The sequence below is a fragment of the Pseudoalteromonas sp. P1-26 genome (assembly GCF_001401795.1).
GTDB lineage: Bacteria > Pseudomonadota > Gammaproteobacteria > Enterobacterales > Alteromonadaceae > Pseudoalteromonas.
In genome coordinates, this window is the sequence record NZ_LKDX01000021.1 from 1 (window position 1) to 24,719 (window position 24,719).

23 protein-coding genes are annotated in these 24,719 nt (G+C 39.8%); 14 read left to right on the forward strand and 9 right to left on the reverse strand.

All coding sequences use genetic code 11. The features are described 5' to 3' along the window. The first annotated feature begins 150 nt into the window (after window positions 1-150). From AN394_RS11580 to AN394_RS11610, 6 genes are all read left to right on the forward strand, one after another. Entirely contained in the window at window positions 151-1,203 is a 1,053-nt protein-coding gene (locus AN394_RS11580) for a restriction endonuclease (protein WP_055021579.1), read from the forward strand. Window positions 1,204-1,293: 90 nt separating this feature from the next. Continuing rightward, complete coding sequence (locus AN394_RS11585; protein ID WP_055021580.1) at window positions 1,294-1,638, forward strand: hypothetical protein; 345 nt, start codon at window positions 1,294-1,296, stop codon at window positions 1,636-1,638. Between the two features lie 117 nt (window positions 1,639-1,755). After that, window positions 1,756-2,202: a hypothetical protein gene (locus AN394_RS11590; protein WP_055021581.1), complete on the forward strand. Its 447-nt coding sequence runs from the start codon at window positions 1,756-1,758 to the stop codon at window positions 2,200-2,202. 118 nt (window positions 2,203-2,320) lie between these two features. Continuing rightward, window positions 2,321-3,010 (forward strand): hypothetical protein, encoded by a 690-nt coding sequence (locus AN394_RS11595; protein WP_055021582.1) that lies wholly within the window; start codon window positions 2,321-2,323, stop codon window positions 3,008-3,010. Window positions 3,011-3,529: 519 nt separating this feature from the next. Next, the gene (locus tag AN394_RS11605) at window positions 3,530-4,387 is read left to right on the forward strand and encodes a hypothetical protein (RefSeq protein ID WP_055021583.1); all 858 of its coding nucleotides are present in this window, start codon (window positions 3,530-3,532) and stop codon (window positions 4,385-4,387) included. A gap of 2 nt (window positions 4,388-4,389) precedes the next feature. Then, a complete protein-coding gene (locus tag AN394_RS11610) occupies window positions 4,390-5,049 on the forward strand; it encodes a hypothetical protein (RefSeq protein ID WP_055021584.1) in 660 nt (219 codons plus the stop codon). A 208-nt stretch (window positions 5,050-5,257) separates the two neighbouring features. Here the strand turns inward: AN394_RS11610 and AN394_RS11615 are convergent, their stop codons facing one another. Both AN394_RS11615 and AN394_RS11620 read right to left on the reverse strand, forming a co-directional pair. Next, window positions 5,258-6,826 carry a hypothetical protein gene (locus AN394_RS11615; protein ID WP_055021585.1) on the reverse strand — a complete coding sequence of 523 codons (1,569 nt, stop codon included), beginning with the start codon at window positions 6,824-6,826 and terminating at the stop codon, window positions 5,258-5,260. Between the two features lie 502 nt (window positions 6,827-7,328). Then, window positions 7,329-8,987 carry an integrase family protein gene (locus AN394_RS11620; RefSeq protein ID WP_055021586.1) on the reverse strand — a complete coding sequence of 553 codons (1,659 nt, stop codon included), beginning with the start codon at window positions 8,985-8,987 and terminating at the stop codon, window positions 7,329-7,331. Window positions 8,988-9,234: 247 nt separating this feature from the next. Here AN394_RS11620 and AN394_RS21690 point away from each other — a divergent pair, with 247 nt between their 5' ends. The 3 genes from AN394_RS21690 (at window position 9,235) to AN394_RS11630 (ending at window position 12,431) form a co-directional block, all read left to right on the forward strand. Next, window positions 9,235-9,489: a YfhL family 4Fe-4S dicluster ferredoxin gene (locus tag AN394_RS21690; protein WP_054562570.1), complete on the forward strand. Its 255-nt coding sequence runs from the start codon at window positions 9,235-9,237 to the stop codon at window positions 9,487-9,489. A gap of 108 nt (window positions 9,490-9,597) precedes the next feature. Beyond that, a complete protein-coding gene (locus tag AN394_RS22515) occupies window positions 9,598-10,917 on the forward strand; it encodes a PAS domain-containing methyl-accepting chemotaxis protein (RefSeq protein WP_055021587.1) in 1,320 nt (439 codons plus the stop codon). Between the two features lie 197 nt (window positions 10,918-11,114). Then, the gene (locus AN394_RS11630; RefSeq protein ID WP_054562568.1) at window positions 11,115-12,431 is read left to right on the forward strand and encodes a methyl-accepting chemotaxis protein; all 1,317 of its coding nucleotides are present in this window, start codon (window positions 11,115-11,117) and stop codon (window positions 12,429-12,431) included. Window positions 12,432-12,433: 2 nt separating this feature from the next. Here AN394_RS11630 and AN394_RS21910 read toward each other — a convergent pair whose 3' ends face one another. Next, complete coding sequence (locus AN394_RS21910; protein WP_054562567.1) at window positions 12,434-12,685, reverse strand: TIGR03643 family protein; 252 nt, start codon at window positions 12,683-12,685, stop codon at window positions 12,434-12,436. Between the two features lie 45 nt (window positions 12,686-12,730). Beyond that, window positions 12,731-13,615 (reverse strand): LysR family transcriptional regulator, encoded by an 885-nt coding sequence (locus AN394_RS11640; RefSeq protein WP_055021588.1) that lies wholly within the window; start codon window positions 13,613-13,615, stop codon window positions 12,731-12,733. Window positions 13,616-13,717: 102 nt separating this feature from the next. Between AN394_RS11640 and AN394_RS11645 the strand changes: the two genes are divergently transcribed. The 3 genes from AN394_RS11645 (at window position 13,718) to AN394_RS11655 (ending at window position 16,154) form a co-directional block, all read left to right on the forward strand. After that, a complete protein-coding gene (locus AN394_RS11645) occupies window positions 13,718-14,347 on the forward strand; it encodes an NAD(P)-dependent oxidoreductase (RefSeq protein ID WP_054562565.1) in 630 nt (209 codons plus the stop codon). A 68-nt stretch (window positions 14,348-14,415) separates the two neighbouring features. After that, complete coding sequence (locus AN394_RS11650) at window positions 14,416-15,438, forward strand: kelch repeat-containing protein (protein WP_055021589.1); 1,023 nt, start codon at window positions 14,416-14,418, stop codon at window positions 15,436-15,438. Beyond that, window positions 15,435-16,154 carry a Sir2 family NAD-dependent protein deacetylase gene (locus tag AN394_RS11655; protein WP_054562563.1) on the forward strand — a complete coding sequence of 240 codons (720 nt, stop codon included), beginning with the start codon at window positions 15,435-15,437 and terminating at the stop codon, window positions 16,152-16,154. The genes AN394_RS11650 and AN394_RS11655 overlap by 4 nt, the downstream gene beginning before the upstream one ends. Window positions 16,155-16,187: 33 nt before the next feature. On the opposite strand, the gene AN394_RS11660 is transcribed toward AN394_RS11655, so the two are convergent. Continuing rightward, window positions 16,188-17,780 carry a carboxylesterase/lipase family protein gene (locus tag AN394_RS11660; RefSeq protein WP_055021590.1) on the reverse strand — a complete coding sequence of 531 codons (1,593 nt, stop codon included), beginning with the start codon at window positions 17,778-17,780 and terminating at the stop codon, window positions 16,188-16,190. Window positions 17,781-17,974: 194 nt separating this feature from the next. On the opposite strand from AN394_RS11660, the gene AN394_RS22490 reads away from it, so the two are divergent. Beyond that, complete coding sequence (locus AN394_RS22490; RefSeq protein ID WP_055021591.1) at window positions 17,975-19,291, forward strand: PAS domain-containing methyl-accepting chemotaxis protein; 1,317 nt, start codon at window positions 17,975-17,977, stop codon at window positions 19,289-19,291. A 52-nt stretch (window positions 19,292-19,343) separates the two neighbouring features. Here the strand turns inward: AN394_RS22490 and AN394_RS11670 are convergent, their stop codons facing one another. After that, window positions 19,344-20,342 carry a DUF4382 domain-containing protein gene (locus AN394_RS11670; protein ID WP_055021592.1) on the reverse strand — a complete coding sequence of 333 codons (999 nt, stop codon included), beginning with the start codon at window positions 20,340-20,342 and terminating at the stop codon, window positions 19,344-19,346. A gap of 229 nt (window positions 20,343-20,571) precedes the next feature. On the opposite strand from AN394_RS11670, the gene AN394_RS11680 reads away from it, so the two are divergent. After that, entirely contained in the window at window positions 20,572-21,012 is a 441-nt protein-coding gene (locus AN394_RS11680; protein ID WP_055021594.1) for a hypothetical protein, read from the forward strand. 36 nt (window positions 21,013-21,048) lie between these two features. On the opposite strand, the gene AN394_RS11685 is transcribed toward AN394_RS11680, so the two are convergent. From AN394_RS11685 to astB, 3 genes are all read right to left on the reverse strand, one after another. Then, the gene (locus AN394_RS11685; protein ID WP_055021595.1) at window positions 21,049-22,737 is read right to left on the reverse strand and encodes a methyl-accepting chemotaxis protein; all 1,689 of its coding nucleotides are present in this window, start codon (window positions 22,735-22,737) and stop codon (window positions 21,049-21,051) included. A gap of 98 nt (window positions 22,738-22,835) precedes the next feature. Beyond that, the gene (locus AN394_RS11690; protein WP_054562557.1) at window positions 22,836-23,345 is read right to left on the reverse strand and encodes a GNAT family N-acetyltransferase; all 510 of its coding nucleotides are present in this window, start codon (window positions 23,343-23,345) and stop codon (window positions 22,836-22,838) included. Between the two features lie 3 nt (window positions 23,346-23,348). After that, window positions 23,349-24,692: an N-succinylarginine dihydrolase gene (gene astB, locus AN394_RS11695; protein WP_054562556.1), complete on the reverse strand. Its 1,344-nt coding sequence runs from the start codon at window positions 24,690-24,692 to the stop codon at window positions 23,349-23,351. Window positions 24,693-24,719: the final 27 nt, after the last annotated feature.

A 24,719-nucleotide genomic window follows, 5' to 3' on the forward strand; every position in this document is an offset into this window, starting at 1 on the left:
GTTCGTAACCTAACAAGCTGTTTAAAATGGACGCCTTACTGCTTGGCTGGCGCTCATTCTTCGCTAATTTTAGCCAAGCGTAATCCGCCAATTAACAGGGCGTTTTGTGGTCGAGCAGTATAAGAGTTAGTCTTTCGAAAGGGGTATATATTGAAAATTAAAAGTGGCTTTAGTTCTAGAGTTGGCTATGCGCTGGAAGATTTGTGTAAAGACATTTTAAGTGCAAATCAGTGGGATGTAGATAATCAAGATCCCATGATTGATATGGGCGTTGATATCATTGCAAAAGAGCCCGATGATCAGAACAAAGTTGTATTTGAAGTAAAATACACTCGTAATACCACATACCCCACATCTGCATTAAAAGCTTCAGCTGAAAGGCTCGTTAATTCTGCTCGTTCTATGAGTGTTGGAAAAGCAGTACTGATTGTTGCAGCAGATATCAAGCCAGAAATACAGAAAAGAGTCGAAGACGAGTATGATATTCAGATAGTCAATTTAGATAGCTTGCTATCACTTGCTAGTATTGATTTGGAGTTATTGGGACGGCTCGTAAAATTATGTGAAGTGGACTTGTCAGAGCGAAAGTTGCACGATGACTTATCCAATATTTTGCATCCTGGTAAAATCAACTTTTCATCGAAAGGGAATGAACCCTCAAAAAACGAAATATTGGGTTCTCAGTTTAAAGATAAACTGAAGTTAATACCTCATGGGCGAGATGGTTGTTATGACTATGAAGATACCATGAGTGAGATTCTACAATATCTTTTTGATGGAGATTTAAAAGGCTGGCATCAGCAGGAAAGAACAACAGATGATCTTCATCGTTATGATTTGATTTGTCGAGTTGTAGATAAATCCACTGTATGGAAGTTTATTTCATCAAATTTGGATTCTAGATATGTGTTGTTTGAATTTAAGAATTACCAAGACAAGATTGGTCAGTCTCAAGTCTATTCAACCGAAAAATACCTATTCGAAAAAGCTAAGCGTAAGGTTTGCTTTTTAATTTCTAGGGAAGGGCCGTCAGATAATGCTTTAGTTGCATGCCAAGGGGCTATGAGAGAGCACGGTAAATTAATTATAAACTTGGATGACGAAATTATCACAGCTTTAATAGATAGCAAAATATCTGGTGATGATCCAAATGAAATTCTCTTTGAAAAAGTGGATGATTTCTTAATGAAGTTACCTAGATGAAACCACATAACAAGGCGCTGCTACGGAATATTTTCTCGCTGGCGCTCAAAAATATCCGCAGAGCGCGGCGTTATATGCCTTTGGAGAATGATGTTTAATTCAACGGATGATTACCTGTCAAAACTTGCTGATAAAAATGTGCTCGCTGACGAAAAAGATGCTGTTCTAGCTGCACTAGAAAAAGACGGAAAGTGGAAACAGTGCATAGAGTGGCGCATTTCAACTTACACTGAAACAACTATTTCATACGAAATGTTCAATGACGAAAAACGTTTTCGTGTCCATGTTAAATGCGATCATGAGTTTAGTTGTTTAAGCCCTACTGTTGAACGAGCATTAGAAATGGCAGGCTTGTACCAACAACTAATATTCAAGTTATTTCGTCAAGTTGGTTGGGCTTCTTGGGAAAGTATTGATGTTTTAAAGTCTGAGTAACCGGCATATAAAAAGTTACTCAAAAGGACACAAAACGCTTGGCTTGTGCTCCTTCGTCGCTAATTATAGCCAAGCATTTATGCGCCCATTAGTAAGGCGTTATAAGCACTTTAAGATATGAGTAAAATTCTTAGCGTATTTTTCTTAGTTACAGCTTTTTCTTGTGTTGCTGTTGAGACAGTGCCTTTTGTCAGCTTATTGGTGTCGCCAGAAAAATATGACAATAAGTGCATTCAAACTGTGGGTGTAATTAGCATTGAATTTGAAGGGGGTAGTCTTTACCTTGATCACGCTAGTTACATTGCCCGAGCTTTTGAAAATGGTATTTCTCAGCCCTTTGAAGCCGCGTCAGTTGCTTATGATAGTGAAAATGCTGAGGTCCAGGTTAAGAGGTTAAACGATGCATACGAAGGTAAATTGGTTAGGATTGTAGGCAAGTTTCAAGCAGTTAATCCTTCAAAACGTCTTTTCAGCACTAAAAGCACATTTAGCTCAATAAGCTACATAAAAACACTTGCGCCAAACGAAGGGGCAATATTTGGCAATCAAGCAAGGTGCTTATAACAAACGCATTAATGAATGGACGTCTAAAGCTTGGCTGACGCTCGTTCCTCGCTAATTTTAGCCAAGCTTAATCCGCCCATTATGCGGGCGTTAGTGTTCATCTTAGATCGAGACTCGAATGGAATACATAATTGGATTAATATCATTTCTACTTGGAATAGCTTCAGGATATTTTATTGCCTATGGTAAAGAGAAAGGCAAGAATCGAGCGTTAAAAGAAGACATTGAAAGTTTAGAAGACCAGAAGCAGCAAGTTCAGATTAAATATACTAGAGAGATCGAGGAGCTTAAAAAGGATAACGCCCTTAATATCGAGCTAAGAAAACACAAGTACGAAGAAAAGAAAAATCAATTTGCCAAATTCTTTACGCTTTTAGATGAATTCCATGCCAAAAGTAATGAGATTTTCATGGAGCGATTTGGCCCAATCTATTCAAAGTTTATGGAAAATTATTTGGTTGATGATGAATCAACCCAAAATGAAGCCATTGCTGAGTTTAACCAAGGCATGATGGGTTTATTTGGTGAGCTAAATCAAGAGCATTTAAAGCTCACCACTGAAACAAATAGTATACGTCTAATTTCTTCAGAAATTTTAGATGGTCATCTTGATCAGCTCACAGCTAAAGTAGGCGATGCTACTAATACAGCGCAAGAAATGTTGAAAATGATGGCAAGCCCAGAGTTTTGGGCAGATCAGACCATTTTGTCTCCGCTTCAGATCAAAGCTGAAGAACAAGGTCGAGAGATTATCTTGATACGCGACAACATTCGTAAACAAATGAAAGGTGAGTTAGATCAAATATAAAATACTAACAAATGTGTCATGCCTAAGAGAGTTATGTGAATATTGCTATTTTTGTAGTTTCATTTGTGGTCTATGTTTGGCTCTGCTTGGGTATCGTAAAGTTCCATAAACATTTAGCAGATAAACTTAAACTGGTTAATCGTCGTAGTTTGTTAAACGTGTTTAGCCAATATATTTGGTTTCTGTTGTTTATCGTTACCTACATTCCGATTAGTATATTCTTCCCTGCATGGTTAAATGGAAAACTTGGCATAGTGCAAGAGTCCCCAAATGTAACAGCTATTTTCATTTTGTTGGGATGTTTAACACTAGCAATTACTATGTGGCTAGGTTATAAAAAAAACTAAGCAGGCGAATTGGTAATCGGCATATAACAAAGCAAATTAAAAAGTGCGGACAAAAAACTAGTTTGCTTTGTTCGTACCTTACAAATTTTTAGCCAACTAATTTTTGCCGTTTATTTGCGGCGTTACATGCCAATGGCTAAGTCATTATCGGAATCATATATAGGGAGTAATTGTGAGTCTTGTTCAAATTCATTTTGATGGTGATATAGCTGTCAACCACCAAGTAAGTATGAGAACCCTTGGTAAAACGCTAACGCATTTGCAAAATTCGATGGATAGAGCCTACTTAGAGCAGCGTTATGGGCAGCTATGGAAGTTTGCAAAAATGCGACAGGAGTTTTACTCAGAGGTTGAGCTGCTTGTACAAGAGCCTAAAGAAGGTGGCTATGTACTAGATTTCTTATCGTCAAACCCCGTAACCAAGGCCGTTATAAACAGAGTTTCTAGTGCTGTAAATGGTGCTGTCGAAGCTTCAAAGCAAGCAGGTTTGGACAAAGCAACTAAAATCGAAGACTCACTAAGCACTAGGATAGCTCAAGTTGAAAGCGGGATTCTTGTCCCAAAAGACCTGCAGACGATGATAGATAACCCGGATGCATCAGTCATAAGGCGATATGGAGATCGTGCGATCTCTAGAGAAATCGATCAAATACTGTCAATCATTAGAGCTGGGCACGCAGGAGATAGTACTTTTGAGCTTTTTTTAAGCGGAGATAAATCTGCTAAATTTGAATTTAATAAAGAGTCTGCTGGAAGGTTCCATTCAACCGTTTCTCGCAGAGAGCTAGGTGAGCCAGTACTCTACACTGCAACTATATCATCACTAGATCGGCATAATAACAACGGAAAAATTTACAATTTAATAACCGAAAAAGTTGCCAATATTCATTTTTTCAATGAAGGCTTTCTTGAGATGGCAATGCCTTTTTTTCAAGAGAAAAAAGAAATGGTTTTTGTGGGTTCTCCATTAATAGAATACGGTGCATTTGATCCAAATGCTGGTGATATCTACTTTATCAAATTGGCATAATTATGGATGAACTGGCGAAAGCGGTACAAAAAAAATATATTGAAGATATAACCAAGAAGTACCCGCTTCATCGTTTCCTTGTTATGTTTATGGTGATAATTTCATCATACATTTACTCCAAGGGTGATGACGTTCGAGTACTCTCTGAGCTACAGAATATAAAGTTAAGCTTTATCTTTGATTTTAACAAAGGCTTGCTTGCTTCAGTTGATTTCGAGCAGTTGGTTATTGCTATTTTTGTGACGGGGATTATTGGTCACATATATTCGAAAGTTAGCAGTATGTCATTCAATTTGCTGTCGAAAGCATCTTCTTTTGATTCTTATATATCCCAAATTAAAGAGAAGGTTGATTCAAAAAAATCACAAGAGGAGGTTTTGAATTACTTTCTTGCTAAAGATGTTTCGAAAGAGCTTGAGGGGTTGAGAGTTAAATTGAAATCTTTTCATACCCGTTCTGAAGTGTTTCTTGTTGCTGCATTAATTATAGGGTGGGGATGGGATTCTAATAATTACTATGATTGGATTTTAGTTTTGGTGCTGATGGTGACTATTTTTTCAAACATTTGGAAAGCTTTTCAATTCTATATTTCTGATTTCTTACCTTTCTATATAACGGAACAAACATTGTTGGGGGCGACTGTTGACTTTGGTGATAAATAGGCATGTAACAAGTCACTCCACACGGAAATTTTACTCGCTACGCTCCCAAAATCCCGGTGAGTGAAGCGTTATTGATTAAATACTCTAACGTGTTTTTGTCCAAATATGAGCTATAAGCAACGCCTGGCTTAACTTCTTATTTGTCTGTTTGATCCTTCCTACAGACACCTTAATCAGAAGGTCTCATCTTATTAACTCAGAGCGAACTTTATATTCTTAAAGTGGTGCATTCTTTTTGAGTGAATGGGATTAAATGTTCGGGTAGTTTTATAGGTAATTCAGGTTCAATAATACGTTTACCTTTTTTAAAAGCATCTAAACCTTGCAGAATAATAGCTTCATTAATTAAAAAATATTTATACGCCGTTTCTGCTCTTAAATCATAAAGCTCATCGTTTTTATCGTAATGCTCTCCTGAACGGTCATGCTCTCTTCCTGTATGTCCAAGTATTAGTTTTGACTCAATTTGCGCATTGCTGAGTGAATAACCTTCTTCTTTTACTAGATATCTGACAACATTGGTTTTAGCGTGCTGTCTAAGTAAGGTAAAGCAAGGTCCAGCTGTACCTTTCACATAAAGGTCTTCCAGAGATGATTTATAGATGTCATTAGGGCAAATCAACATGAAGTATTCCCTTAAAGAATTATACGGCATCGCTTTAGCACAGTCTTTAAAGCTGAAAAATAAGTACTCATTAGGCTTATCAGGATGTAGTGATAACTGATTTTTGATTATTTTTGTCATTTGCAGAGTTAACTTTATTTTGAATTGTCCTTTGTTCTTCATAGCTCCTTCTTTGGTCATTGTGGATTTCGGATAAGTTATATATTTAGGGTTCTTTAAGTTATCTAGATAGCTTGTTTTTAATTCAATTATGTTAACTGGCCTAACAGCTGTGAAAGCCATTAAAAGTACAGCGTTCTTTTTTTGGGTGTTGGGCTCCTCTTCTAATCTATACATGAGCTTTGAAATACCCTCGCCATCGGTATACCCATTAAAAGTAGACTTGATAGGTGCTGGAATATAGTTAGTACGAATTTCGTTGATAGATTTATTCTTAAGATTTAGCTTTTCTGAAGCAAAAGCAAATAATGATTTAACTCTATTAGAAACATCATATGTATAATTTGCTTTCTTTTCTTCATATAGTTTGTCAAAAGCAGACTTTATTTCTTCTTGGCTTATATCTAAGAACTTTGCAGAACTGCCAATTACATTCACAAAGGCATTTATTTGTGATGAATATGTTTTGATAGTTTTTTTAGAAATGACTCTTTTATCATTTTCATGTTTCATTGAGAGGCTTTCAATGAATTTTTCAGCAACTTCTCCAAGCGTTTGACCATACATTTGATTATCAAAAATGATGGCGCTAAGAGTTGCAGCTTCAGCGACTGTCATTGTTTTATTGTTACCCAATAAAGGCTTTTTTAACTTTCGATGGCCAGGGTAGTATGCATAAAATTGTACGATTCCATTTAAGTTAAAAATGAACCTTAATTTGCTTTTGCTACAATATTTAGATTTCCTATAATCTTTTTTGGGTTGGCCTGGTTCTGGTTCTGGGTATTTAATTGCTGCAGCGCATTCAGATAATATTAAAATATCTTTATCACTATATGGTGGTTTAAAACTGTCGAATTTCGACTTGCTAATACACTCACTTTCACTTTGCTTCTCAGACTCATTTTCACTTGTTATCTTAGATAGTTTTTTAATTTTATCTAATATTATGCTTATTTTATTTTTCTTAAGCTTATTTTTAGTTTTTTTCATATTTTATTAAGTCTTTATTACTTCATCTGGGATGAATTAACGTTGTCGCTTTTTTATTATGTTGAATGAGTTTTTTGATTGCTGCAAGAGGGGGGAAGCCTTGCCAGCTATGGCTTTAAGCCTATGACTACTAAGATCATTTTGGTGGTGAAATTAAATGGCTTTGTTTAAGCTACTGATATGTCGTTTATAAGCTTATTATCAATTCTGAGCTTTTTGGTGGTGTATTAGTATGTTTTGGGTACTAAACTTTTTTAAATTTTTTTAATAAAATTTTTTAACGATTTTTGTGTACTTTTTATAAATTCTTTGTAAGTTTATCAAAATTCAATACTTTTCTTCGTTCTACCGTTAAATTTATTTTTGCCAATACTATTTATTATTTTTGAGCGAAAAGTGTTCATTATCTTTGCTGTTGTACGAAAAATGACCCAGCTTTACGCTGAGTCATTATTTAGTTTCTATATGCTCTTTCAGTATACTTTTCGGATGAGTATTTAGCTTAAACAGCAATATCATCAAGGTAACTTTCGATTACAGTTCTACCATCTTTAGTCAGAATTAACTCTTTAACTGATTTTCCTGTATCGCCAAAAGGCTGATTTATGAATTGAATGTATGCACCTTTATGGACAAGAGATGCTTTTATTCGCTCTCTTAGAGCTTTCTTATGTTCCTTATCTTTGATTATTTTTTGTTGGTTTACCTGAAATGCTGTAGGCCTTAACTCTAAGCTTTGAAATTCATGGACTCGTTTTAAAATGCTGACCTCGTGTAACTTAAATACATTAAACTTAAGTTTTGTTGAAGTGCCGTAGAGCTCTTCAGATTTATCGTAGTTAAGCCCATTCGGATCATCAGACTTTCTCAAATGATGAAGTGCTAACCGGGTTAAATCTTCTGCATGCTTAAAGTGGTAGCCGTTTGATACTAACAGCTCCTTTGTATTGGATTTAAAAAAGCTTCTACACATAGTACAAAATGCACCCGCAGAGCCTTTCATTACAATCTGTTCGATATCGCCTTTTACTGCATCAAATGGAGAATAGTCTTTGATAATTTTATCGAGGGAGCGTTTAGAAAATTGCTTCATAGGGTCGCGTGGTTGCAGGAAAATGAACTCTTGATTGCAATTAGGTCGTGCCGATTCCATCCATGCCCTTTGTTCAAGGATAATAGTTCGCATCATTTTTGTTAGTGGGAGTCTGTATTCTTTTTGGTTTTTCATTTCACCACGTACACCTACGATGGATGACGGAAAAGTTATTAAAGTCGGAAAGGTAATACTATTCAGCCATGACCATTTCATTTGAGGAATGTTGATAGGCCTCAAGCCCGTTAAAATCATAAACCTGGCTGCGTTCTTCTGGTGAATGCATGGCGTAGTTGCAAGGTTGATCCACAACTCTGCAATTGAATCTAAGTCAGTGTAGGCTTGGCACGGGCGGGGAGTATCAACTCGATCCGAAACATAATAATCATCGATGTCAGCAGCAGGATTACGGCCATTGTTAAACTTATTTTTGGCGAACTTCCATATACGCCTTATTTGAGCAAATAGCTCTATGGCTTGGTTGTTGGATTCGCTAGCAATAATTTTATCAATGATTCGCTCAAGATCCCCTGCCGTAATACTTTGAAATCTCGTTTTCATATTAAAGTACTGCTTAAGCTTTTTTACTCTGCACTTATATGTCCTCAATGAACCGGCTGCAAACTTTGTTGGTGCGAGTAAATGTCGGTTTGTCAGGTTCTGCTCATATTCTTTAAAAATAGTGTTTAAATCGGCGAATATCGTTCTTCCCTCTAACATCGTTTGCGTAAGCTCTCTTGCTTTTGCAATGGTGAGTTCTGGTAACTCCCCTAGCTTTACGTTTCGGATCTCTAATTTTTTTGGGAAATTAGAATAGAAGATGACCTTACCTTTTGGGGTGAAAACGAGCCGTAAATTGTGTTGTTGCTCATATTTAGACAAACGAACCAAGGGCTTATTTTTAATCCCTTGTTTTAAAGCAACTTTTCTCTCAAAATTTGAAATTATTTGAATCGCAGTAACACACTTTTTTATGTACAACATTGAAAAAGGTGCCTTCGTCTCTCTCCAAACGGCTTTTGCTTTGATGTATTCGGCTTTTGTAATGGGTTTATTCGTGTTTTTCATTTCTCTAAAACTCAGGTTTATTAAGCCCTACAGGCCTGTCGTTTGATCTAGATCAACAAAATTTAGAGTGGGGTAAAGTAGAATGCGCGACCGCTTTTGTAACGGCTGCTCATAAACAGAGTGTGCTACGAATTGTGTTATTATTTATCGAATATTTTTCAAACTAAGCTTGTTTGAAAAATATATGTGTTACATACCGACTCATGTAACTATTTGTTTTATAGTGATTTATGTTCGAGGTCATTAAATGGCATTACTCATCAACAACAAATGTATTAACTGCGACATGTGTGATCCAGAGTGCCCGAATGAAGCTATTTATATGGGCGCGAAAATATATCAAATAGACCCAAATAAATGCACTGAGTGTGTAGGGCATTATGATAACCCGACTTGTGTGAGTGTGTGTCCTATTGATTGCATTAAGCCAGATCCAAATCATCGTGAAACTTTAGATGAGTTGGCTGAGAAATACGTTAAATTGACCTCCCAAGCTTCTTAGTTAAATCACTTTTCTTAATTCTTTTTGCTTATCTTAAAGTAGCGCCCTGCGATAATTGTTCTACAATTTTATGAACAACAACACGTTAATAAAAAATCAGGGCGTTTTATGTGGTTTAGTAAATCCTTACAGGCTGAAATTGATGCGTTAAAAGCTGAGCTTTATCCGCTAAAAGATCTCACTTCGGGTATTGATGAAGAGATGTTGGTACTCAGGCTGCGTGCTGATGGCACGATGGCTTATATTAACCAGAACTTTTTAGATGAATTAGGCTACTCGCACAACCAGCTAATTGACTCACCCTTCCAAGATATTATTACTGAACAATCTCGAAATACTGACCAGTTTAAAGACTTGAAAAATGCCATTGAAAATCAACAGCATGGGGTTGGGCACTTACAAATAACTCGCTATGACGGCAAGCTTGAGTGGCTCCGTTTGATTGCACACCCGGTTCACACAGAGCAAGGTGAGCTTAATTACTTTGCTATTTACGGCACTGTGCTTACCGATGCAATTTCTACTTCTCGTGAACAGCGCGATACTATTAATGCAATCTATCGCTCGATGGCGGTTATTGAGTTTGACCTAGAGGGCAAGGTTATTAACGCAAATGAACCGTTTTTAGAGAGTATGGGTTATAAAAAAGATGAGATAGTAGGTAAGCACCACAGTATGTTTTGTGAGCCTGAACTTGCTGAGTCAGCTGAGTATGAGAAGTTTTGGCAGCGCTTAAAGCGTGGTGAGTTTGTTGTTGATCGCTTTAAACGTGTTGACCGTCATGGCAATGAAGTGTGGCTTGAAGCGTCATACAACCCCATTTCAAATGATTTTGGTGAGCTTTACAAAGTGATGAAGTTTGCCACTGTGATCACTGAGCAAGTTAATCGTGAACAGGCAATTTCTCAAGCGGCCGAAATTGCGTATGGCACATCAACCGAGACCGATAAACTGGCTCAACAAGGGGCTGAGGTGTTACAAAACACCATGACGGTGATGAATGAATTAGCCCAGCAGATGGAGCAAGCAGCCCAAGAGATTTCAGCACTTGATAAACAGTCACAGCAAATTGCAGCCATTGTGCAAAGTATAAGTAGCATTGCGGAGCAAACGAACTTGCTGGCGCTAAACGCAGCAATTGAAGCTGCTCGTGCCGGTGAGCAAGGGCGAGGTTTTGCGGTGGTGGCTGATGAAGTCAGACAGCTTGCTTCAAGAACATCAAAAGCCACCGAAGAAATTGTTGAAGTGGTAAATAATAATCAGTCACTTACGCAAAATACAGTAAAGGTTATTGAGCAAGGTAAGGTGAAAGCTGAGCAAGGCGTGTCTTTATCAAATGAGTCTGGTCAAGTGATGGAAGACATACAACACGGTGCGCAGCAAGTGGTTGATGCAGTTGGGCAATTTGCAAACCAACTGAATCACTGACAAAAAGCCTACTCAGTTAGGCTTTTATAATGCTATTTAATTAAATCATTTCTTATTTTGCCTCAAGAAACTTCCTATTGTTTTGAAAGCCAGTATTCATCCAACTTTTTTACGCTAAAATCATTTGGCGGTACAGAAGTTAGTAGTTCTTATCGAGCTACTCTGTGATGATTTTGGTATTAAAGGTGGGATGATTTATGTTTTTTACCCAACCATTGAAAGAAAGGATAGCTCAGTTAGAAGATGAATTGTTTCGTGTATCTCAAGTGAAAGATACATTAGATAATAGAATGTTTACGCTGGAACTCGATAGGGAAGGTCATATCACGTTTGCCAATACGCAAGTATTAGCAGAACTCGGCTTTACAGAAGCACAACTAATAGGAAAACCTCTGCTTGATTTGGTGCCTAGCAGCGCCAAAGACGCAAAGCATTATCTTCATTTTAAACGAGCTATTTTAGATAAATCAGCTTGGGTCGGTGCTGTTCAACTTTTAAATACGCAGGGCCAGCATGTTTGGTTAAGAGTATTTTTCCATCCAATTTTAAATAAACAGCAGGGCTTTGAAAAGTTTGATCTTCACGCCAGTGTACTGACCCGAACAATTGAAACATCGCAAGAAAATAAAGACTTAGTGAAAGCAATTAATCGGTCTATGGCGGTTATTGAGTTTGATTTAGATGGCCATGTTTTAAAAGCGAATGAGCAATTTCTAGCGGGAGTTGGTTATACAAAAGACGAAATTATCGGTAAACATCACCGTATGTTTTGTGAACCAGCTGAAGCAAACTCAACTGGCTATGCTGAGTTTTGGCAGAAATTACAAAAAGGCCAATTTATCTCGTCACGATTTAAGCGGGTGAATAAATTTGGTGAATCCATTTGGTTGGAGGCGACTTACAATCCGGTTTTTAACGAGCAAGATGTGCTTTATAAAGTCGTTAAGTTTGCCACCGTCATCACCGAACAAGTGAATCTAGAAATGGCTGTGTCTCAAGCGGCGGATATTGCCTACAGCACATCCACTGAAACCGATAAAGCAGCAAAGCAAGGTGCCACCGTTTTAGATGAAATGGTTCATGTAATGGACGATTTAGCGAAGCAAATGGAACAAGCTGCAGCTGAAATGGCTGAGCTCGATAAGCAATCGCAACATATTTCTGCCATCGTACAAAGTATTAGTAGTATTGCAGATCAAACAAACTTACTGGCGCTTAATGCTGCCATTGAGGCGGCTCGTGCAGGTGATCAAGGCCGAGGCTTTGCGGTGGTGGCTGATGAAGTAAGACAACTTGCTTTAAGAACCTCTAATTCGACAGTCGAGATTGTTGATGTTGTAAAACAAAATAGGTCTTTGACTAAACAAACGGTTGAAGTTATCGAATTAGGAAAAGCAAAAGCTGAACAAGGTTTTAAACTTGCTTCAGAGTCTGGTAGCGTGATGAGCGACATTCAACATGGCGCTCGAAAAGTGGTAGATGCGGTTGGGCAGTTTTCACAAAAGATAAAATAACTTTATCTATGTTTATATTGGGTTTTACAGTAACCACGGGATATATCTGGATGGCGTATTTTTAAGTGTTTGGTTTGCCTACCCGCTGCGCGTTTTCGCCAAAGTTTAAAACTCGAGCTTGTTAATTGCTCACGCATTAGCGCGATAACGCTTTTTTCATTTAAACCAAACTGTTGGTTTATTGCTTCAAACGGGGTTCTGTCTTCCCACGCCATCTCTATGATGCGTGATATTTCATGATCTAAGTGCTGCATTACGGCTCCTTTTTGTAGCTTATACGTATTTGCAGCAGGTTTAGATTATAAAATATCGTGTTGCCAGTGCTCTGCTAAAAAGTCGATGAACGCTCTGACCACATTTTGTTGGAAGTTACGTGATAAATACACTGCCCATAAATGAGAGCCCATAGTTGTATGCTCTGGCAGTACTTTAACAAGCTCACCTGATGCCAAATAGTCATTGGCGAGATCGCATGGTAGGTGAGCCACCCCGATTCCTTGTTTTGCTGCTTTTAAAAGCACCCCCATATCGTTGGCAACAATGTTGCCCTTTACTGTCACTTTTTGTGTGTTGTCGTCGTGTTGAAATTGCCAAATAGTGTGTTTGTTATGAACAAGGCAATTATGTGCGGTTAAGTCACTCGGCTCATTAATCGGTGGGTTCGCAGCTAAATAATCGTTAGAAGCACATACTGCGGTTGCGATATACATTAGCTTACGGGCAATAAGACCTTCATCGGGCTGGTGGATGAAACGCAAAGCGATATCAACGCGGTCATCAACCAGCTGCGATAAACTATCTGAAAGTAACAGTTCAAAGCGCGTCTGAGGATGGCGCTTGGTGAATACTTCAATGGCATCAAACAGTTTATGTTGGCCAAGCCCAATCGGAGAGGCAACTCGAATGGTACCTACCAATTCATTGTTATGGCTGTGTGCTCTGCTTTGTAAATCAGACACTTGATTTAATATTTGCTGGCAATAGCTAAGGGCTTCTTCGCCTTGAAGGGTCAAACTTACTTTGCGTGTTGTGCGATGAAACAACCTTAAATTTAGCCACTTTTCTATATCTTGAATATGTCTAGAAACTTGTAATCGGCTTAAACCTAAATGCTCTGCAGCCTGAGTAAAGCTGCCGGTACGGGCAACCTCGACAAAGCTAGTAATTGAATTGAGTTTATCCATTGGTATCTTCAAGTGAAACAATGTGTATCTATATAGTGTATTTATCAGTAATTAGTGAACAAGTAAACTGCAATCATTGAAACAAACAACGGAGAATTCCTCATGAAATTAGCAGTTATTGGCGCAACAGGTTGGATTGGCAGCCACATTACTTCAGAAGCAATCGCACGTGGTCATCAAGTAAATGCATTAGTTAGAGACGCAAGTAAAGTAACCCAAGATAACGTTACTGTGACTGAATTTGATTTAACTAAAGACGATATCGCAACTGCAGCTGCAGGTAGTGATGTTGTTATTGCTGCAATTGGTGGTCGTGCTTTAGGTAACCATGAAATTGTGGCAAATACAGCAAAACAATTACTAAACGCACTTGCAGGTACTAACACACGTATTTTATGGGTGGGCGGTGCAGGTAGCTTAGAAGTCGCACCCGGTGTAACACTGGTATCAAGCCCAGATTTTCCTACTGAATACAAAGCAGAAGCCATAGCTCAAGGTGAGGCACTTGATGTGTTTAGAGCCTCAAAAGTAGATACAGCTTGGACTTTTGTATCACCAGCTGCGGTCATTTACCCTGGTGAGTCAGAAGGCCCGTACCGTGTTGGTGGCGACAGCTTCTTTACTGATGCAAAAGGCGAAAGCAAAATATCAGTCACTGATTATGCTAAAGCGATGCTTGATGAAGCACAATCGGCAGCTCATTTAAATCAACGTATTAGTATTGCTTACTAATAGCGAGCCTTTCTTCAGGCTCATAAAATGGTATTCTTAAACTATGTGTTAAGTTACCTATTTAATTTATGAGCCTGTTATTTTCTATTGCACTTGCAACCATACCTGCCTTACCTGAACCCGTCGCGAACAATGCTGTTGCCAAAGTTGTTATTGATGAACAAGCCTACTTTTTAAGTTTTATGGGCTTGAGCTCAGGCAAAGCACATACAGATGTTCACAATAAAGTGTGGGTCCTTAAAGTGGGCGATAAGGCGTGGCAAGCAGCTAAAGCCGTACCAAGTACGTTGCCCCTTACTGGCCGTTTGGCGAGTACCGCAGTGGGTGTGGGTAAGCATGCCTATGTATTTGGTGGGTATACCGTTAGCGCCGATCATCAAGAAATCTCTACACCCGATGTATATCGCTATGATGTGCTCTCTAATTCATATACGCAACTTGCCAATATGCCAGTGCCGGTGGATGACAGTGTGGCGCTTTCGTACCAGCAGCGTTATATCTATTTAGTCAGTGGTTGGCATAATGATGGGAATGTAAACCTTGTACAAGTGTATGATACGCATACAGATACTTGGCAACAGGCTTCGCCATTTTTAGGTCAACCGGTGTTTGGCCAAGCGGCGGCAATTAGTGGGAACACTATATTGGTGTGTGATGGCGTTAAAACACAGGCGAATGCTGATAAACGTCGTTCTTTCGCTGCGGTTGCACAGTGTTTAAAAGGTACGATTGATGCAAATAACCCATTAAAGATAGATTGGCGTACCGTGCCACACCCAACAGGTGTTGCCCATTACCGTATGGCAGCAACCAGTTTTAATGGCGACATTTATATGATGGGCGGCTCTGATAACCCATATAACTACAACGGTATGGGGTACGATGGTAAACCAGCGCCAGCGAGTGATCATGTTTGGCGCTTTGATGTTGATAAAAACACGTGGCATTTAATGCCAAAAGCCGATACCGCGAGCATGGATCATCGAGGTTTATTAGAGCACCAAGGAAGTTTGTATCGTCTTGGTGGTATGGATAATAATCAACAAGTGACAGCCGATGCACTTGGTTACAAGGTAAAGTTATCTCTATGAATACACTCTATATTACTGGGGCAGGTGTGAGTGCCGCTAGCGGTATACCGACCTTTCGTGGCGAAGATGGTTATTGGACCATTGGCAGCAAAAATTATACGCCGATGGAAATGGCAACACGTGCTATGTACGAAAATAATCCCCGCGAATTTTTAGCTTGGTATTATCATCGTTTTGCAACCTATCGCCATCACGGTCCCAATCAAGTGCATCATTGGTTGAGTGATAAAAATCTCATTACGCAAAATATCGATGGCCTTGATGGTAAAGCAGGTAACACCGATTTTATTGCTATTCATGGTCGCTTAGATCAAATGACACTGTTTCACCATCAAGGTGACGATGTGATGGCTTTTAACGCGCCGTGGGACAAAGTCAACGAAGACAACCTCCACAACTCACTGCTCGAGGTTTTTAATATTGATAATGAAAGCCCCAAGCTTAACGAATCGTTTAAGCCTTACGTGCTGTTATTTGACGAATACTACACTGAACTTTATCGAATTTCAGAGGCGCAACAGCGTATGCTCGATGCCGATAAAATCGTCTTTATCGGCACCTCGTTTAGTGTCAATATAACGCAAATGGCACTCGATATTGCACGTAGCCAAGGCACGCCAATTGAGGTGGTTGACCCGGATCCTACTCATGTATTTCATCCTAATGTGACATACCACAAGATGACTGCGCTTGAGTATGTTCAGCAGCAAGGGTAAAAATAAGGCGCTTTAATTAAGCGCCTTATTTGATTACTTTTCAGCTTTTGTTTCTGTGATGTTTAACCGCGCTTGTAAGGGATCCGGTAAAAACTCTGCAGTCCCTGATTTACTCATTTGCAGTATAAAAGATTCATCATTTATATATGCTTGCCAAGTCGGTAAACCCGGGCCATTTGGTGTGCCTAATTTAATAAAATTCGTCACATAACGGTGCATTATTTTAGCGGCTTGCTTATCTTGCTCAGTGGTTACATGCCCATATTTCGCTGCCACAGTATTAAAAAAGTACGGAATTTCGCTGGCGTGCTCTGCACCGGGTTTATCTAAAGTTTGCGCCACATAACCAAAACGATATAAAAAGGCATCTTTCCCCATATCTGTCACACGTTTTGCAACGAACCTTGCTGGCTCTTGCATCAAAGCATCTTGCCCAACTTGGTAATTGAGTAAAGGCAATGGCGTTTCGCCGCTTGCATCGTAAGTCATTTTTGCTTGTGTACTGTGCGGAGCAAAACTTGCGAATAGCGCCTCTTTAGAAGCAAAATTAGCATAGCCTAAATCCATATCTGTTGTACCGACCATGGTCGCAACATGGCTAAACGTGCCTTTACTCAAGCGCGCTTCTGTCGCCGAATTGATGATGGTGCCATCAATAATTGGCCCGCCAACGTACGTAGGTTCAACATCATTTTGTCGGTTTAATGTGCTCAGATTTAGGTCATCAACCACGTCTTCAGCAGATAACTCACGTAGTGCAGCAAGGGCATTTTCATCACTGCCTAAAATGGTGTGTTGTTTGGCAAAGTTTTCGCCAATTTTTTCGGCACTTAATACGGTGTCATCATCACTAGTTAGAGGCAACTGCTTAAAAAGCTCTCGTCCGCCCGCTGACATAATAATCGCTTGCTGGAATAAGCCATTGGCAGCAGGTGTTTGCATCATCGCATGTACCGATGCGCCTCCTGCAGATTCACCCATGAGTGTGACTTTTGCAGCATCACCACCAAATTGAGCAATATTTTGTTTAACCCATTCAAGGGCCGCAATTTGATCCATTAAAGCGTAGTTGCCAAGCGCATCGTTCTCAAAACGACTGAGAGCAGGGTGCGCAAAAAAGCCAAATCGGCCTAGGCGATAATTAAAGCTAACAAAAATAACCCCTTGTTTAGCAAAGCTCTCACCTGAATAAACTGCGGGTGATGCACCACCATTTACAAAGCCACCACCGTGTATCCATACCACAACAGGGTAAGGGGTATCGCTGTGTTTAGTGGGTTTAAATACATTTAAATAAAGGCAATCTTCCGAAGGAGTTGTTGTAAGCGGTGCAGCGTCGGCTGCAAACGGCTTTTGCATACAGTCAGGCGCGTAATCGTTAAGTACTTTTACATCTTGCCACTTAGGAACAGGCTCTGGTGCTCGCCAGCGTAACTCTCCCACCGGAGCTGCAGCATACGGAATGCCTTTATAGGCAATAAAACGCCCTTCTTTTTGCCCTTGGATAAGCCCGCCAGTGACGGCAATATGATCAGATTGAGGTTGTTCTTGGCAGCCTTGCAAAAATACAGCAGAGCCTAATAGAAAAGATGAGTAAAAAATCGATTTGAGAATACGCGATGTCATAACAAAGCCTAGGCTGTTTGGGTAAGGCTTATAATATTATATATTTGCTCAATGTTTAAGAAGAAAGCGCTTTAGTGTAAGAACAGGCAGTTAGTTAACCTGTTAATCATTAAGAAAAAAGAACCATTTTGTAATTCTATTTCTTATGCTACTGAGCTAATATTTATTTAACTACCCTAATAACTGGTGTTTCAATGTGGTTTAGTAAAAATAAAGATCAACTCATTGATGCCTTGCAGCATGATGTTGATAAAAGTCAGCAATATTTAGCTGGGATCAGAGAAAATATTGCTTATATCGAATTTACACCAGATGGAACTGTTCTCGAAGCCAATGATTTGTTTTGTAAAACAATGAAAGTGCAAGCTGGCGATATTATTGGTCAGCATCATAGTAAGTTTTGTGCGCCTGAATATAGCAGCTCAAAAGAGTATCAAACGTTTTGGCAAGATATTGCTAGAGGCCAAGCAAAGTCAGGGGTTTTCTCGCGCATAAATGGTGCCGGCGAAGATATTTGGCTGCGTGCAACCTATTTTCCTGTTCGCGGTGATGATGGCAAGGTGCGCTGTGCAATTAAGTTCGCTTCAGAAATTACTAAAGAAGTCGAGAAACTTGATGAAATGTCGGCAATCTATGATGCCGTTAATAAAAGCACTGCGATGATCCGCTTTACGCCGGATGGTCATATTATTTCTGCGAATGATAATTTCTTAAATGTTGTAGGTTACAGTCTTGCTGAAATTCAAGGTCAGCATCACAAACTGTTTTGTTATGACGACTTTTATCAAAAGAACCCCAACTTTTGGCAAGATCTTGCAAACGGGCGCATTTTCTCTGGGCAATTTTCTCGTAAAAAACGTGATGGCAGCCCACTTTATTTAGAAGCAACCTACAACCCTATTTTTAATAAACAGGGTAAAGTGACGCAGATCATTAAGTTTGCATCTGATGTCACCGCCAGAGTTAACAGCACCGAAGAAGTTAAACATGCAGCAGAAAATGCCGGCCACACGTCTGAAGAAACCTCGCAAGTTGTGACGAATGGTCAGCAGCGAATTTTAAGTAGTGTTGCGTCATCAAAAAAAGTGAGCGAGCAGGTTCATCAAACTCGTGAACTGTCGGATGTGTTAGCGCAGCAGTCATCACAAATAGGTGAAATTGTAACCACCATTAATAGCATCGCAGAGCAAACAAACTTACTAGCCTTAAATGCAGCGATTGAAGCTGCCAGAGCCGGGGAGCATGGTCGTGGCTTTGCGGTGGTTGCCGATGAAGTAAGAAATTTATCGCAACGTACTTCTGTGTCGACCAGTGAAATATCAGGCCTGATTGGAAAGACGCAAGAAATCGCAGCAAAAATGACGGCTCTTATCGAAGAAATCGAAGCTCTGTCTGGTGAGTCTCAGCAAAATGTTGAAGAAGTCAGCATGATCATGGAAGACATTAAAACCGGTGCAGATAAAGTGGTGGATCAAATATCTGAAGTAATTATTCGTTACGATACACTCTAAACAACAAAAAGCCCGCAGTGCGGGCTTTTTAATGGGGGTATTGATTCCAATATTATTCAGAAACAGTGAAAGACACGTCTAAGTCTTCACCTGATGTTACTGTAATTGGTTTTACTTGATAAAGCGTAAATGCTTCGTCTTGCGTTTCAACGTCATCGATATGCGCTGCACAGGTATAAGCAAGTTGGTAGTCACCCGGTTGAATGAACGCAAGTTCAAATTCGTATTGGTTATCTTCGCTATCGAAAACAACATCCGCCGTTGCAAGAGGTGCATCTAATGGTGTTTCGTCTTCGTTAACTTCATAGTTGTCCATTGGCATTTCAACATCGCTGCTGTATAGGTAAACAGCATGACCGAATGAGCCATCTTCTAGTGCGATATTGATATTATCAGTTTCACAGTTAGCGATAAGTACATCGCTTACAGTGCCTTCGATATCTTCAGATTCAGCAAGGTTTTCTAAGCGAACACCGCGTGGTTTTAAGAAGATCTCATCACTATTTTGTGGATCAACTAGTGACTTTTTAAGGTCAAATTCGATAACAAAGTCGTTACCAGCTTGGTTAAGGGTAAAGCCATCAAGTTGGATTTCACCGATACCATCGTTGCCTTTACGTTTAACAACCAGTGGTGCAATGCTGTCATCTTCGTAAACAACATGCGAAGTCATGGTTAAATCGTTTGTGTCACCATTGATAACATCTGCACGGATCCATTGATATTCGCCAGCAGGTACTTCTTCATCTTCTAATAAAGAAAACACATCATCACCTGTGTAGTCTAATAGGTTAACCATTTCAGGCATGGTTTCATCATCATCTTCACGGGTCTCAAAAGTGAACTCTTCACCACCTTGGGTTTTCAATGTGATTGAATCAAACACAACATTAACAGCTTTTAAACCTGTCACTGGTGCATCAGACACACCTAATGTGAACTGTGCAGTTTGTGGCTGAGGATCAACCGAGTCGTTCTTGTCGTCATCTGAGCCACAACCAACAAGTGCAAATAAAACGGCGCTGCTAAGTAATGTAGTTTTAAAGTTCATCATTTCTTCCCTTTGTGTTCTAAAAATTTACTAATAGTGTAATAACTAAAACTTAATGTAACTTGAATTGCTAATGATAAGTTTCGATTAACACCTTTGTACCTTTTATGTAACAAGCTGAAAGCCACGACAAAATATAAATGCAAATTTAGCGTGCTTTTTAAGCAAATCCATTTTTCTTCCACATTTTGCTGACACCATGGCAATAAATAAGAACCTAGGAACGAAAATGAAGGTTATTGACTTGGAAAAGCGCTTTGAGCTTATGAGCTGGGCGTTATTAAGTGCACTTAATGTGCTCTTATTGATTGGCTTTATGAGTAGTAAATCGGAGGTAGGTAATCTACTTTTTAGTTTTTTACTGTGTACTGTTTCTTTACTAATTGCTCTGTTGGTGTTTAATTCAAAGCGTAATTTGACGGTGTGTCGTCATGGTGTGCATTACCGTAATATATTTGGGCAATGCCGCCATATGCATGCAAGACAAGTGCAGTTTATTCACCATTACTCATTTTTTGGTTTACGGTTAGTACTTATTATGGGTGAAAAATATATCTGCATTGCACCGTTTTACAGTCTCAGCGATAAGCAACAACAGCGTCTTAAGCGCTACGATAATGACTTGTTCGATTGGTTAAAGAACTTACAAAAGACCAATGATTTTTGTTAAGCAGGCTGCAATGCCTGCCTAACCATCAATCAGTTATTAGGTTTTATAACGGCTTACATTATGTTCTAACTGCGTTGCCGTGTCTGTTAGTTCATGCATGTACGATGTGGCTACATCGGTATCATTAGCGGTTTTGTTAGCAATATCGACAATGGTCGTCATGTTTTGATTAATGGCTTCAGACACTGACGTTTGCTCTTCAGCGGCTGTGGCAATTTGTGCATTTTGTGATGTGATGGTGTTAACCGAAAGCAGTACTTCATTAAGCGCTTTTTCGACTTCGCCTGCCTCATTAACACTGGTTGCACTGCCAGATTTGATTGACTGCATAATGCTATTTACAGTTGTTGTTCCTTGCTGTACTTGCTCAATCATTGCCTCTATTTCATGAGTACTATCTTGCGTGCGTTTTGCTAGAGTTCGCACTTCATCAGCCACCACCGCAAAGCCACGACCCGCTTCACCAGCTCGGGCAGATTCAATAGCTGCGTTCAGTGCCAGTAGATTTGTTTGCTCGGCAATGTTTCTGATCACATCAAGCACACTACCAATTTGACTCGATTGTTGATTAAGCTGATCGACCGCATTAGCCCCTTCATCAACTTGTTTGGCAAGGCCATTAATCACTTTCATGGCAATGAGTAATTGGTTGTTAGCTTGTTTTACTAAATGATCGGCATGTTCAGCAGCGGTTGAGGCCTCTTGAGCACTGCGGGCAACTTCCATTGACGCCGCCGACATTTCGTTTATTGCGGTTGCAACTTGTTCACTTTCTTCATGTTGACGATTAATACCTGCGTGCATATTGGCAAGTAGCTCGTTGAGTTTGTGTGACGCTTGATTCATCGATTGCGATGATTGGCGAATATCAATAACCATCTTACCAACGTCATCGGCAAAACGGTTAAACGAACTGCCAAGCTTGCCGAGTTCATCGTCTCGTTTCACCATTAAACGTTGGGTTAAATCGCCATCACCTTGTGATATATCGTTCATTGCTAGTACGGTTGTGTGCAGAGGGCTAGTAATACTGCGCGATACCACCACTGCAATCGCTGCGGTAATTGCAACTGCGAATATTGAAGCGATAACGGTGTTTATAAAGGCATTATCGATACCTTCATTAACACGTTGCTCTGTCACTGCAACTTGTTGCTCAAGGCCACTGATCCAAAAACCGGTTCCTAGCACCCAGTTCCATTTTGGTAGCAAAGCGGCATAACCGAGTTTAGGGTTTACACTGCCATTGGTATTTTTCCAAGAATACTGCACATAGCCACCGCCTTTCTTCGCAGCATCAATCAGCTCTCGTATCAGATAAACCCCATTAGGATCTTTAAAATCATAAAGGTTTTTACCCTCAAGTGAGGCGTTAACGCCATGAGCAATGTTGACACCTTTTACATCATATACAAACACATAGCCTGTATCGCCAGCATCATCAAAACGTAAATTACGCAAAATGCTTTTTGCTTGGTTTTGTAGCTGTTCAGTATTATAGCCATCATCTTGTGCGATGAGATGAGCAATCGAACTCATGGCAATTTTTTGATAGTTACTAACTTCTGCTTTTCGGTCGTTTTCCATTTGTGTGGCAAAACTTTCAACGGTTTGTGCACCACTGTGTTTTGATTGCACATAGTTGTAGAGTGTCAGCATAATTGCAATGAGTAGGGGGGGAAGTAGGGCTAGAAAGAGTACCCGTTGCTGTATTGATAGCGCCATTTATCGCTCCTAATAAAATCCGCAGTACTAGTTTAGTACGTTTATAGATTTTTATTAGTCGACTTTATGATTATATCAATTGGCTATAAAAAGCAGATCTAGGCGACCTGCTTATAAAAATACACCGTTGCGTCAAATTCACCGGATGAGCTTTTCGCAAAACCAGGAATCGTGCCAGCTTCAATATAATCGAGTTTGCGATATAAATATGAAGCAGTGTCACCTTGGCGGGTATCAAGTACCAATAATTGAATCCCTAATATACGGGCGTCGGTTTCTAGGCTATTCATCAATTGTTTTGCTATTCCTTTACCTTGATGTTCGCTGTGCACCATGAGCTTTTCAACCTCGCCGCGGTGAGTGCCATTGGCTTTAGCGCACAAAGAAAGCTGCACTGAGCCAATCACCGTATCACCATCAAGGGCAAGATAAAGCCTACGGTAAGGCGTTGCTAAATCCCCATCGACTCCTTGCCAGTAGTCATGTGCTGACTGTAATGATAGCGGGGCAATAAAGCCGATTGATGCGCCACTGGCAACGCTATCAATCAGTAAACTATTGAGTGATTTAGACACCCCTTTAATAGAGTGTACAGCTTTAATTTTCATTATTTATTCTTGTTGAAATGGATACACAGAGCCTAAGTTAAGTAAGCTGGTTAACTCATCAAGTGCCTGGTAGCTTTCGGTTAAAAGCATTGGATCGGCAAAGTCGTCACTACTTAAAGAGTCACGGTAATGCTTATTCGCCCAACTTACTAATTGGTTATATTTTTCTTCGCTGAATCGTACACCCGGATTGACCGCTGCGAGTTCGTCAGTGTTGAGCGCTACACGCAAGCGTAAACAAGCAGGGCCACCGCCATTTTGCATGCTTTGGCGCAAGTCAAAAAAGCGCACTTGCTGAACTGGGTTATCAGCCAAAATCATTTCTTGAATGTAATCGTGAACAGCTTGATTACGCTGACACTCTTTAGGTGCAACCAGCATCATGCTGTCATCACTTAAGGTAATTAATTGGCTATTAAATAAATAGCTGCCTACAGCATCAGTAATGCTCACTTTGTTGGTTGGCACTTCAATAATATGGAGTGGCTTGTTACCTAAGTAAGCTTGTTTAATCTGTTTTAGCGTATCAGCTTGATGTAAAAACGCTTGTTCGTGGCATAAAAGTACATTGCCATTGGCTACAGCGATTACATCGTTATGGAAGACACCTTGGTCTATTACATCAGGGTTTTGCTGAATAAATAATTGATTTTCTGGCTTTAGCTGATGTAAACGAGCAATTGCTTGCGAAGCTTCAAGAGATTGTCTTGCAGGAAATTTCACGGGTTTTGGTAAGGCGCTATTAAAACTACTTGCACCATAAACAAAGATCTCAAGCCCTGTATCTGCATGGCTGTCGCATAATCGATTATGATTTGCGGCGCCTTCATCACCAAAAAAACCTTGATCAGGTAAGTGCGTATGATGGCTAAAGTAACGCTCATCGTTAAACATGGCTTTTAATAAAGCCGTAGTTGTAACGGGCTCTAGCGAGCGGTGAAATTTGTTATTTAAGTTAGCAGCTGTAAAGTGCACTTTGCCATCAAGCGTATCGACTGAAGGCGAGATAGTGCCAGCATTGGCTGTCCACATGGCCGATGCACTATAACAAGCTCGCAGTAAAATAGGGTCTGCTTTAAATGCTTTTTCAATAATTTGGCTATCACTGCCTGAGAAGCCTAAACGCTTTAGCACATTAATGTCGGGGCGAGCATGAGGTGCAAAAATACCTTGTTCTAGCCCTAATTCGTGCATTGCTTTCATTTTTTCAAGGCCTTGAAGCACGGCCTCTTTAGGGTTGGAATGCGAAGAGGCGTGACTTAGTGAAGCGACATTGCCATACGATAATCCCGCGTAATTGTGAGTAGGCCCCACTAAGCCATCAAAGTTTACTTCTACTGCGTGCATACTTAATCCATCATTATTGTGCGTGTA

Bases quoted from the DNA above. Each gene is read 5' to 3' on its own strand.
- AN394_RS11585 (WP_055021580.1), top strand. From the start codon at position 1,294: ATGTTTAATTCAACGGATGATTACCTGTCAAAACTTGCTGATAAAAAT.
- AN394_RS11590 (WP_055021581.1), top strand. From the start codon at position 1,756: ATGAGTAAAATTCTTAGCGTATTTTTCTTAGTTACAGCTTTTTCTTGT.
- AN394_RS11595 (WP_055021582.1), top strand. From the start codon at position 2,321: ATGGAATACATAATTGGATTAATATCATTTCTACTTGGAATAGCTTCA.
- AN394_RS11610 (WP_055021584.1), top strand. From the start codon at position 4,390: ATGGATGAACTGGCGAAAGCGGTACAAAAAAAATATATTGAAGATATA.
- AN394_RS11615 (WP_055021585.1), bottom strand. From the start codon at position 6,826: ATGAAAAAAACTAAAAATAAGCTTAAGAAAAATAAAATAAGCATAATA.
- AN394_RS11620 (WP_055021586.1), bottom strand. From the start codon at position 8,987: ATGAAAAACACGAATAAACCCATTACAAAAGCCGAATACATCAAAGCA.
- AN394_RS21690 (WP_054562570.1), top strand. From the start codon at position 9,235: ATGGCATTACTCATCAACAACAAATGTATTAACTGCGACATGTGTGAT.
- AN394_RS22515 (WP_055021587.1), top strand. From the start codon at position 9,598: ATGTGGTTTAGTAAATCCTTACAGGCTGAAATTGATGCGTTAAAAGCT.
- AN394_RS11630 (WP_054562568.1), top strand. From the start codon at position 11,115: ATGTTTTTTACCCAACCATTGAAAGAAAGGATAGCTCAGTTAGAAGAT.
- AN394_RS21910 (WP_054562567.1), bottom strand. From the start codon at position 12,685: ATGCAGCACTTAGATCATGAAATATCACGCATCATAGAGATGGCGTGG.
- AN394_RS11640 (WP_055021588.1), bottom strand. From the start codon at position 13,615: ATGGATAAACTCAATTCAATTACTAGCTTTGTCGAGGTTGCCCGTACC.
- AN394_RS11645 (WP_054562565.1), top strand. From the start codon at position 13,718: ATGAAATTAGCAGTTATTGGCGCAACAGGTTGGATTGGCAGCCACATT.
- AN394_RS11650 (WP_055021589.1), top strand. From the start codon at position 14,416: ATGAGCCTGTTATTTTCTATTGCACTTGCAACCATACCTGCCTTACCT.
- AN394_RS11655 (WP_054562563.1), top strand. From the start codon at position 15,435: ATGAATACACTCTATATTACTGGGGCAGGTGTGAGTGCCGCTAGCGGT.
- AN394_RS11660 (WP_055021590.1), bottom strand. From the start codon at position 17,780: ATGACATCGCGTATTCTCAAATCGATTTTTTACTCATCTTTTCTATTA.
- AN394_RS22490 (WP_055021591.1), top strand. From the start codon at position 17,975: ATGTGGTTTAGTAAAAATAAAGATCAACTCATTGATGCCTTGCAGCAT.
- AN394_RS11670 (WP_055021592.1), bottom strand. From the start codon at position 20,342: ATGAACTTTAAAACTACATTACTTAGCAGCGCCGTTTTATTTGCACTT.
- AN394_RS11680 (WP_055021594.1), top strand. From the start codon at position 20,572: ATGAAGGTTATTGACTTGGAAAAGCGCTTTGAGCTTATGAGCTGGGCG.
- AN394_RS11685 (WP_055021595.1), bottom strand. From the start codon at position 22,737: ATGGCGCTATCAATACAGCAACGGGTACTCTTTCTAGCCCTACTTCCC.
- AN394_RS11690 (WP_054562557.1), bottom strand. From the start codon at position 23,345: ATGAAAATTAAAGCTGTACACTCTATTAAAGGGGTGTCTAAATCACTC.
- astB (WP_054562556.1), bottom strand. From the start codon at position 24,692: ATGCACGCAGTAGAAGTAAACTTTGATGGCTTAGTGGGGCCTACTCAC.